Origin of the sequence: Ferrimicrobium acidiphilum DSM 19497, from assembly GCF_000949255.1 — a bacterium.
Classification (GTDB): domain Bacteria; phylum Actinomycetota; class Acidimicrobiia; order Acidimicrobiales; family Acidimicrobiaceae; genus Ferrimicrobium; species Ferrimicrobium acidiphilum.
The window spans coordinates 17,397-27,584 of record NZ_JXUW01000035.1; the positions used below are offsets into that span (position 1 = coordinate 17,397).

Sequence of the window (10,188 nt, forward strand, 5' to 3'; positions counted from 1 at the left end):
CTTCATAGATGATAACGTGCCCGGTGCTCGGAGGGACTACTGAGTAAGCCATGCCCGGATCTCTTCGCTATGTTCGCCAAGTGCTGGTGAACCCCGACGATAGGATGGAGGAGTCCGTGACAGCCCAATTGGGTTGCGAATCATCTCCATTGGCCCCCGTTGAGTGGGGACCACAACGGTAGGTTCTAACCCAAAACTCGCCGCTAGATTGAGACCCTGGTCAACGGTGGCGATTGGTGCACACGGAACGTTGGCGGCGGTGAGCACCTCGAACCACTCTTCTGCACTTTTTGCTTGAAGTAGTTCCACCAGAATCGGGCGTAGCCGTTCTCGGTGCATGGTTCGAAGTTCGTTTCTGGCAAAATCGGGATCGTCTGCCAACTGCGGGGCTCCAAGAGCCTCAGTTAACGCCCTGAACTGGCTATCATTGCCAGCTATGACCACGAGATCTCCGGTCTTGGTAGGAAGCGGCTCGTACGGGAAGAGGCTCGGATGAGCGTTGCCCATCCGGTAAGGAACGACCCCTGCAAGTACATATGCTCCGGTGTGATTTGCCAACCCGGACAGCGCGGAGGCCATCAAACTCACATCTACATGCTGACCTTTGCCGGATTGGTGGCGTTCTTGGAGTGCCGCAAGAATGCCGATCGTGGCGTGCATACCCGCCATGATATCAAAAACTGAGATACCAGCTCTATAGGCAACGTCATCTGGTGACCCAGTTAGGCTCATCAAGCCGGACATAGCCTGGACCATCAGATCATATCCCATCATGGTGGCGCCCACGCTCTTGTCGCCAAACCCAGTGATAGATGCATAGATGAGGTGAGGATTTATACCCGCGGCAGTATCGAAATCCAGTCCGAATCGCTTGAGCTGCCCAGGTTTGAAATTCTCAATCATAACATCGGATCTCTGGATCAAGGTTTTCGCAAGTTCGAGGTCAACCGGGTCCTTCAGATCGAGGACGATCGATCGTTTGTTTCTGTTGACACTTGTGTAGTAAGTTGCTACCCCATCATGCTCCGGGGGCATCCAAGTTCGCGTGTCGTCACCCTTGGGTCCTTCTACTTTGACCACCGTCGCGCCCAGGTCGGCGAGGAGCATGGTTGCGTATGGACCCGCAAGAATTCTTGAAAAGTCGGCTATCAGCAGTCCTTCAAGAGGCCCAGCCTTTCCTTGTTCAGTGTGATCAGCCATAGATCGATCGATCACCCCTTCCTTTGTAGTTTGTCCGCTGTCCGGATGATTGTCCGAAATAAGCCTAGCTTCGATCTCTGTCGAATGTCAATCGAAGAACGTGGGATCGTGGGTTGAACGGCTAAGCGATTTGGGAGGGTATCGACATGAAGCGAGCTATATCGGCTTGGATCGCCCCTTGTTTCTCTAGTAGCGCTGGAAGGTGGCGTTGCACTAAGTCGTTGACCGAGGTTTCGGCGGCGGAGGCGTTTACATTCATCGAAGCGATGACTCGGCCGGCGGTATCTCGTAGTGGCACCGCGACAGAACGTATCCCGAGCGCTAGTTGTTGATCTGTTAGAGCCCAGCCTCGCTCACGTACTTGACTAAGATCAGCGAGGATCTCCTCCTCGGACGGTTGCCAACTAGCACTGACTCCAGCTCGACTGGGACTGTGCAGCGCCTCGCTTAGCTCCTCTGGGGTGAGAAACGCCAGTATCGCCTTGCCGAGGGAGGTGGCGTAGGCCGGAAATCGAGTACCGATGTGCACGGAGATGCCGACGATCTTCGGAACGGCGACGCGTGCGACGTAGATGATGTCGGATCCATCGAGCTGGGCGATGGAGCAAGATTCGTTGGTGAGCTGTACGAGGTCGGTGAGGTGGGGGCGCACGAGTTGCCACAGACCTTGAGATGCAGTGTAGGCCAACCCGAGATCTAGAACTTTTGCGGTTAGCGCATAGCCGACGTTGGTGGCTCGCATGTATCCGAGCTCCTCAAGTGTTAGCGCGATCCTGCGGGCGGTTGGGCGAGCCAAGCCGGTTCGAGAGGCAAGCACTGGTAAAGATAGTTCGACCTCTCCTGCTTTAAAGGCAACTATCACGTCGAGACCGCGAGCCAATGCTTCAATAAAATCTGGCGTTTCGCTGCGTCGTGTCATAGGTGATCTTGATCTCCTTGGGATGCCTGAATTGGTGTGGCTCTTTAGGCACGTAGTCTAGGTGCGCCTCGCTCTCATGGTAGAACCGATTGAGTCTGTGGGCGGTGATTGAAGTGCAAGCTACGACAGACAAACGATCGCTAGCTGAATCTCCTGTGTCGTTGACTGAGGTGTAAGACTAGGAGCGTCCAGTAACCCAACCGCGATCTCATCGTTGTGGAGGAGACCGCGCTTCAGACCTTCTCTTGATCTCATCATCTTTGCAACCCTTGTGAGATCTCCCTAACCTTTTGTGCTTGACATCACGACTCTCTTGGTTTAGCATGATGGGCAGTCATATGACCGAAGAACGGACAAATGTCCGTTCAAATTAGAGTTGCCCGATGACAATTGGACACGAAGGGGGAGTTGTGATGGAGGAAGCGAAGCAGACGATGCCGCGGGACGGACAGCCAATAGTCTTTCGTGATGGAGTTGTTGTCTGCATGGACCGTGGTCACCAGCTGCTCTCTCGTGCGGACGTATTGATCCAAAATGGTCGGATCGCCGCCATCGGGCCAGCGTTAGCTGCTCCTACCGACTGCTTCGCCATCGACGCCTCGAACGGTATAGTTATGCCGGGCATGGTCGACACTCATCGCCATCTTTGGCAAACTGCCATGAGGGGCTATGGTGCGGATTGGACTCTCACCCAATACTTTGTCTGGTACTACCTACAGTGGGGAAAGGCGTTTCGACCAGAGGACATCTACGCCGGGAATCTATTGGGCGCGGTGGAGGCGATCGATGCTGGCGTCACCACAACCGTTGATTGGTCGCACGGTTTGCAGACGATAGAGCATGCTGAGGCCGCCGTTGATGCACTGGAATCGGTGCCGGGCCGATACATGCTCGCATATGGGAATATCCAGCAGGCTCCTTGGGAGTGGGCTACGTCTCCAGACTTCGCCTCGTTCGTCAACACTCAGCGGAGTCGAGCCAATAGTAATGTTGCGCTCCAGATCGCATTCGATGTCACTGGAGATCCGGCGTTTCCAGAACGGACGGCGTTCGAGGCTGCCCGTGCTCTTGGCTTGGCCGTTACCACCCACGCGGGGGTCTGGGGCGCCACCAACGACATCGGCATTCAGCAGATGTTCGATGCTGGTTTCATGACTCCGGAGACCGTATATGTGCACGCGGCCTCATTGACTGCAGATTCATACCATCGAATTGCAGCAACCGGCGGATCGGTCTCGGTATCTACGGAGAGCGAGGAGAGCGCTGGCCAGGGTTATCCGAGTACTTTTAGGCTCCGAGAGTATGGGATCCCGGCCTCGTTATCGAATGACACCAGCGTATGGTGGAGTGGCGATCTTTTCTCGGCGATGCGTGCGACGCTCGGTGCCGATCGAGCGATGGAGCACCTAGAACATCACCAACGCGAAGACACTCTTACTCACTGCACGTTGAGGGCGGAGAATGTTGTCGAGATGGCGACTATGGGCGGCGCACGCGCTCTGGGGCTGGATGGCGAGATTGGAAGCCTTGAGGTAGGCAAGAGAGCGGATGTGGTTCTTGTCAAAAATGAGGCATCACCTGCGATGTTCCCGCTTCTGAACCCCTACGGGCATCTAGCTTTTCAGGCACAGCGAGCCGACGTTCACACCGTTTTGATTGACGGGAAGATGGTCAAGTACGAAAACCGCTTGCTCGGCGTTGACTTCACTGTCGTGAGGAGGCGTATCGACACCACCATCGACCATCTGCAGTCAACGCTCGGAGAGGACGCATGGAGACAGGAGATGAATCCTGAGATTCCAGAGGTTCGTGTTATCAACAACCCGTACACGTACACCTATGATGACACGATCTCACGCCCTAGCGATGCTGGTCGAGGAGCAAACGGCGTCGATCACCGGTAGTCATCGCCATGCTAGCTCCAACTCTTCGCAGACAGTAAGGCTGGGATCCGATGTCACGACTGACCGTTGGCCTATGCTGTGGCGCTGTGTTTATGCTGCACTTGTAGATCGGCGATCGCGCCCTAGGCTTCGCATCGACTGGGAGATAGCGATGCTGCTACTCGCCCAGTAAGCTCCGATGGCCAAGGAAAAAGACAGTGTCAAGTGTTAGATGTTGCAGCAGTATGGAGCTTGTCGGTCCCAATATCGCCTAGAGGATGTCGGTTTTGGTGAACGATTCGAAACTCTATCTCTGCTGGTTCGTATGTTTCCTCCTCTAGCTGCCCTGCTTGAATCCTCCTGGTCGGCACTGGTATGGCCAAGTTGGAGTGGGAACGGTTGACCACTCGTTAGCTCTTGCTCGACAGTCAGCCTCTAGTCCTGTCTGCGAGTTCGATCTCGCTATCTTCCGATTAGATTCTGCACTATGCACGATCAGGATCAATTGATCCGATGGCGGAACCGCAAAAACCTGGTCAAGCGTTACCGCTATCGAGGCATCTGCGGAGTACTCGGGCTTCTGTTCGCATGCTGGGAGGGACACCTACGTTGGCCAAGCCAAGCTGCGCACATCAGTATCCTCATCGCGATTGTAGTCATGTTCGCACTCGCGTTACTGGCTGGCCGTCATCGCCAACCCATGTCTACTGCCGTTTGGTTGTCGCGGGTCGTGGCAACCATCAGGCAACCATCAACCAGGCCACCAGTCGCTATTGTTGGAGCTCTAATCTGGATCGTGCTGGTGCTAGCGGTCGCAGGATGGGATCTCCACAGCTTCTTGCTCGAGCAGCATTCGCTACCTACGCTTAGCTATCTGATCGGACGGGTAAGTCGTTTTGCATTAGGACGATCGGTTTTAGTCGCTACGTGGTTGGCTTTGGGTGGTTTTTTTGTGCTGGCGAATCGCTCTCATGTTGGGTGTAAGGTCCCCACCTCTCCAGAACCACCAACCGGTGACACTGGGCGTGCTGGGCCAGGAGATCAGGCGTCGTGAGTCTCGGCCAACTGGTGTGGCTATCGCTGGCGGTTTTGATTGTCGGTTGGATCGCCGTCACCCAACTTAGCTCCGGTCGACTCCCGACGGTTAAGATGATAGCCTTTGGCTTCCTCGATTCCTGGCTTGGGCGAGCTATCATGTTGGCCGGATGGGCTGAGCTCGGCTGGCATCTATTTTGCCAACACCCATGACGCTTCCAGATTGAACGCTCAGCTGGGATGGCATTGCCTCTTTCGGCGAGCAGAGTGGTTTGTCTGCGTACGATATGGTGTTGCACGCGAGGGCTAGTTGGCATTGTTAGTATGATCAGCGCGGTTGGGCTTTGATCGCCTGGCCAGTCGTCGCTCTTGCCGACTGCGATTCAGAGCGTGTCGGGTCGCTGTTGATAAGCTGTGAACACGATCGGGCTTTAGATAGTCGAGTGTCCAAATACAGATAGCTGCGCTCAGGTGAGATGGCCGCGGGCGTCGATGGTGATTGAGTCGCTTGTCTGGCCGCTCCTCGATACCTCGAAGTGGTCATAAAGGTTTACGACTGTGCAGATATGGTTGGGAATGACGTGGAGTAGCGTACCCTCCTGTGGGGGAGTCCCTTGATAGGTTACTACTCCATGATGTTCTGAGAGCCTGGTCACGATGGCTCCATCAAGCTCGATGATGGCACCAAAGCCGTCAAGGAGTGCGGACCTCTCTGCGGTGAGCGCTTTGCTGCCCGCGTCGATGACAAACTGGCCTGGAACGGCCGTACTAATCACTCGAGTTGCGACCACGGCAGCCAGCTGATCAGGTGTGGCGGCGCCGAGGGCAACCTGTTGGCGGTCGTTGAAGATGTAGGTACCTGGCCGCGCTTCAGTGACGGTACCGCCGAGATTATCGACCGTAGGAGAGGATCCGGCACTGAGGACCTTTGCCTCTACCCCGTGTGCATGTAAGCTGCTGCTGGCAATCTCGAGCGCAGCCATCTCGTCTGCTGCAGCGCGCTTGACCGCGTCGGCACCAGCATAGCTGTGGCCACCATGGGTGAAGACTCCGACGACTCGTAGCCCAAGCGATTGGCAACCGGCGGCTAACTCGCCCGCCTGATCTGGTTGAGTGCCGGTTCGGTGTTGCCCACTGTCGATCTCGATCATGATCTCAAGCTCAGCTGGCGCGCGTAACTGTGTGGCAAGAGCCTGAGCACCACGGAGTGAATCGACGCCTATTCGAAGTTTTGCAAGCTTGGAGAGTCGGTCTAGCTTCGCTGCCACCCTTGGTGTTGTCCAGAGTGGGAGAGCGAGAAAGAGATCGTCAAACCCAGCTGCGACAAATACCTCGGCCTCTCCGATCGTAGCCACGGTGATCCCATCTGCACCGAGAGCACGTTGTAGTCGAGCGAGATCTACTGATTTGTGCGTCTTGACGTGCGGCCGAAGTGCGATATGTCGGGAATGCAAGGAGTCAGCCATGCGTGTGAGGTTCGCCTCTACTACATCGAGGTTTATGAGGAGGCTCGGTGTCGCGATGTCATCTAAAGTCCAGGTCTCAGAGATGATAGTTACCTCCTTGCAGTGCGGCCTGATCGTTGTCGAGTGTGCCCTCAGGTGCAGACTCACTACGGGTAGCTGAGATCGGCTCTGAATAGATTCAACATCTCAGTGACCTAAGGGGTGCATCCGTTAATCGTCTCTAACGATCCTAGCTCTGCGAATGAACGAGGATGGCGCTCACCGCGGAAACTGGCCAAGCTATGCTCGCCCGTGAACAACTGCTGGATAGGGCAGTGATGATTCGAGGTGAACCCGTTCCGTCCAGTGGTCAGCCACTGCGGTTCGAAAACAATGCTGTCACGGCAGCAGGCTGGTGAGTATGGCAGCGGATCGGCGTCTAGTGAGCTCCGATCACGTGCATAAAGGATGAACGGATTGCTCGCCAGTGACCGAGTTCGCAGGGGGTGCCAAAATCGGAGATCTGCCACTCGTCCTCCAACACCTTGATGGCTACCCGGTCGATTTGGATGCAGCTAGAGTTTCAGCGGTGTCGCTTGCAGGCTGACGAGCGAGCGACTCGTCGTTCGCCATACTGGAGTCGTTCACAGAAGCCGCTAAGTTGGCCAGCTGATATCGGAGACTTGCAATCTCGGCTAGCATCTCGGCGAGTTGGCCCGTGGTCGCCGTGACCCATTGTTCAGATGGATCGCTCACGCCATGACGCTTGTGGACAATCCATGCAAATCGAGCTTGTGCGTTGTCGCGCTCTCGCAGGGCCTCTCGCCACCATTGGGTGAGGGCCAGGGTGCGACAGTTTTTGGCCTCGAAAACGTGATCGGGTGCGAGCTCCACCTTGATGTCACCTCTATCCTGGGTGCCCTGAAGCCCCAACCTGATGGCGGCTAATCCATGTCGATGAAACAGCTCAACTAGGTCGTTTTCGAGCGATCTTCCCGCCGCCTTAGCTGATCTTCGTGATCGGTTTCTAGCCTCCATGGGTGCTGTGCTCCTTTCCGCGCAGATACTGGTCGTGCGTGTATCCTGAACCTGTTATTGGCGACATGAATCCAAGAGTAGTGCTTGGACACCGTTTAGTCCATGGTTATCGATATCTGCCCTTGATCGAGTGTGCGAGGGCAGTAAGTGACCATGCGTGCGTGGCCCAAGGCCGGGCGCCACAACGAGCGAGGGTCGGCCGATGATAGCAAAGCTATACGCGGGTTGAGAGTTGGCCGTGTCCAGCCTATGGAATTCGAATATCGTGGCGATCCTGCGCTTGTCGGAGCTCATCATCTGCTATGGCAGTGATCGCTACCGGCGTGACGACCGAATAGTGCTCTCCTACGGGGCAGTACTGTAGCCGCCACCACAAGAGGCGAAGTGCCTTAAACGACACGCCTGGTATCCACCAAGTGGTGAACCGATGGCCATGCCTGCATTGCACCACGGTGTCGAGTTCGAAGAGTGAACCCCTACGCCGTGCGACGACGACGGTCTCCAGCGTCAAGAGCGATACAGCGATGACTAAAAGCTTCTTGCCAATGCACTTGTCCATGAGTGCGTTCCACGATCGATGCTGGCTTTTGTCTGACGTTAGCACGGCACCTATCGTCTGTCGCCCACTGTGGCGAACGTCACTAGAGAGCTGGCTAGATAAAGCTTTCGCGGTGGCAAGTAGAGCCACCAAGCCATACCGATAAGCTGTGCGCGTCATCGCTCCCTGGTTGCCCATGGTTCGAAGGATAGTGGATTGCTGGCTCTCAACCGCACGTATAGCTGCGAGGTGAAGTCGGATCCACACAAATACGCCACCTCTCGCTCTGCATGGATGTGGCACGCCTAGCATCTATGTATAGTGCGACACTCGATCTAGGTCATCTTTGGTGTCAAGCTCGAAAGTCGATTCATCTGGCCGGAGTCACTGCTTAACTCTAAACTGTCCTAGGGCTATGCAGGATTCGACATTCGACCGAGAATAGAGTCCTTCGTAGTAAGCGCCCTAAGTTGCTCGTCATGGTCCATGACAGTGTTTGTGGAATGGAGAGGTTTGGATGCGTCGTCTACACTCGATACACTGAGGTCATGCCGCTAGATTACCTCGCCGACGAGGTCTATGCGCGGCTCGTGCGTGCCGGTTGTGTGGCGGCTGATGAAGAGGCCAGTGACCTTTTAGCAGCCGCTCCTGATGAAGCTACTTTGGCGAAATGGGTCACACGGCGTGAACACGGAGAGCCGTTGGCTTGGATCCTTGGGAGTATCGAGTTTTGTGGCCTATCGATCCTTGTCGATGAGCGGCTGTACGTTCCCAGGCTACAAAGCGAAGAGCTCGCTCGACGCGCCGCGGAACGCCTGCCCCGTGACGGATGCGCGGCGGATCTCTGTACCGGAGTTGGCGCAATCGCTGCCTATCTGGGCCAGATGGCGCCGAATGCGACGGTAGTGGGGACCGACCTGAATCTGAGTGCTGTTCGTTGTGCTAGACGTAATGGCGTCCAGGCCATAGTGAGCGAACTTGGATCGAGTCTGCACTCTGGAGCTTTCGACGTCGTTTCGGTGGTGGCTCCCTATGTCCCCACCGAGCAGCTTCGCCTTTTACCCGCTGACGTCCAGCGCTTTGAGCCCACCCTCGCGCTCGATGGAGGAGCGGATGGACTCACACAGCTACGTCGCAGTGTTTTCGATGCCCAGCGCCTCTTACATGCTGGCGGTTGGTTTCTGGCTGAAGTCGGTGGAGTGCAGGACCGCATGTTGGAGCCTGTACTGCGCTTCGCTGGCTTTGATAGCTTCTCGTCGTGGCACGACGAAGATGGCGATCTCCGCGGTGTCTGCGCCCAGCTTATCTAGCGGCCATGGACGGCCGTCAAGCTGAGATCGTCTCATAAGGTGTTATCCGTTGGTGAAGCGGCGCGCCTAATCATCCACCACTTGGCTAGAAATTAGGTAACTATTCAGGTCACCACCGAGAGTCGGTCGGGTGAAGCTGCGAGGGAAGTGTTTCTCGGTCGCTAGGGCGAAGCGGTTCAAGGGTTCGTAGCGCGTCTCGGACAGCAGCTTCGTTGTGTCTCTGTCCGAGGAACGTCCAAGGTGCAGTCGGGCTCTGGTTGCATACGTTCTAGCGGATGCCGGTAGTGAAGGCTCCCCCGGCTGGACACACGCTAGAAAGTCCTGTAGCTTTGGTGCTGTGAACCAGATCGGGCAACCATCCAGCGAGAGTATCGTCACCGAGAGCGTGGCGGCTAACAGTAGGCAGGCATCGAAGAGCGCAGACGGTTCTCTTTACCGCTATGTTGGCCGGGAGTTCACCGAGGTGGAGATGGAGATAGTGCGCACCCTCTGTTTGGACCCGGCGTATCCTACCCGGGCATCAATCTCGCGGGCGCTCTGTCGATCCCTTGGGTGGACAAAGCCAGACGGTGGGTTAAAGGATATGTCAGCGAGGGTCGCACTCGCCAAGATGGCGGCTGACGGACTTATTACCCTACCTGCACCCACAGGGCCACAGCCAGTTCCTAGGAGGCACCTGGAGGCAACGATCGAAGAGGGCCCCGTGCTGGCCTGCTCGCTTGGCGAGCTCGACTCTGTCTCACTTGTTAAGGTCGATACCCGCTCTGACTCCGCAACATGGAATGAGCTCATCGGACGCTTCCACTATCTCGGCTACACC

At 56.1% G+C, this 10,188-nt stretch carries 9 protein-coding genes and 1 pseudogene; 5 read left to right on the plus strand and 5 right to left on the minus strand.

What is annotated here, in order from left to right; genetic code table 11:
* Window positions 1-36: 36 nt before the first annotated feature.
* Window positions 37-1,200 carry a CaiB/BaiF CoA transferase family protein gene (locus FEAC_RS12640; RefSeq protein ID WP_035391243.1) on the minus strand — a complete coding sequence of 388 codons (1,164 nt, stop codon included), beginning with the start codon at window positions 1,198-1,200 and terminating at the stop codon, window positions 37-39.
* Window positions 1,201-1,321: 121 nt separating this feature from the next.
* Window positions 1,322-2,119, minus strand: coding sequence for an IclR family transcriptional regulator domain-containing protein (locus FEAC_RS12645; RefSeq protein WP_035391208.1), 798 nt, complete (start codon window positions 2,117-2,119; stop codon window positions 1,322-1,324).
* Window positions 2,120-2,532: 413 nt separating this feature from the next.
* Between FEAC_RS12645 and FEAC_RS12650 the strand changes: the two genes are divergently transcribed.
* The 3 genes from FEAC_RS12650 to FEAC_RS12665 all read left to right on the plus strand — a co-directional run bounded on the left by FEAC_RS12650 (window position 2,533) and on the right by FEAC_RS12665 (window position 5,250).
* Window positions 2,533-4,023 (plus strand): amidohydrolase family protein, encoded by a 1,491-nt coding sequence (locus FEAC_RS12650; RefSeq protein WP_162484327.1) that lies wholly within the window; start codon window positions 2,533-2,535, stop codon window positions 4,021-4,023.
* A 466-nt stretch (window positions 4,024-4,489) separates the two neighbouring features.
* A complete protein-coding gene (locus FEAC_RS12660; RefSeq protein WP_035391206.1) occupies window positions 4,490-5,056 on the plus strand; it encodes a hypothetical protein in 567 nt (188 codons plus the stop codon).
* On the plus strand, window positions 5,053-5,250 hold the full coding sequence (locus FEAC_RS12665) for a hypothetical protein (RefSeq protein WP_035391204.1): 198 nt from the start codon (window positions 5,053-5,055) through the stop codon (window positions 5,248-5,250). The genes FEAC_RS12660 and FEAC_RS12665 overlap by 4 nt, the downstream gene beginning before the upstream one ends.
* Before the next feature lie 254 nt (window positions 5,251-5,504).
* Here the strand turns inward: FEAC_RS12665 and FEAC_RS12670 are convergent, their stop codons facing one another.
* From FEAC_RS12670 to FEAC_RS12680, 3 genes are all read right to left on the minus strand, one after another.
* Window positions 5,505-6,650 (minus strand): alanine racemase, encoded by a 1,146-nt coding sequence (locus tag FEAC_RS12670; RefSeq protein WP_052566378.1) that lies wholly within the window; start codon window positions 6,648-6,650, stop codon window positions 5,505-5,507.
* A gap of 384 nt (window positions 6,651-7,034) precedes the next feature.
* Window positions 7,035-7,520, minus strand: a complete 486-nt coding sequence (locus FEAC_RS12675; protein WP_052566379.1) for a hypothetical protein — start codon at window positions 7,518-7,520, stop codon at window positions 7,035-7,037.
* A gap of 247 nt (window positions 7,521-7,767) precedes the next feature.
* Window positions 7,768-8,238 (minus strand): hypothetical protein, encoded by a 471-nt coding sequence (locus FEAC_RS12680; RefSeq protein ID WP_152623248.1) that lies wholly within the window; start codon window positions 8,236-8,238, stop codon window positions 7,768-7,770.
* A gap of 368 nt (window positions 8,239-8,606) precedes the next feature.
* On the opposite strand from FEAC_RS12680, the gene FEAC_RS12685 reads away from it, so the two are divergent.
* Window positions 8,607-9,368, plus strand: a complete 762-nt coding sequence (locus tag FEAC_RS12685) for a N5-glutamine methyltransferase family protein (RefSeq protein ID WP_052566381.1) — start codon at window positions 8,607-8,609, stop codon at window positions 9,366-9,368.
* A gap of 337 nt (window positions 9,369-9,705) precedes the next feature.
* A pseudogene (locus FEAC_RS12690) lies at window positions 9,706-10,188 on the plus strand (hypothetical protein); the annotation flags it as partial.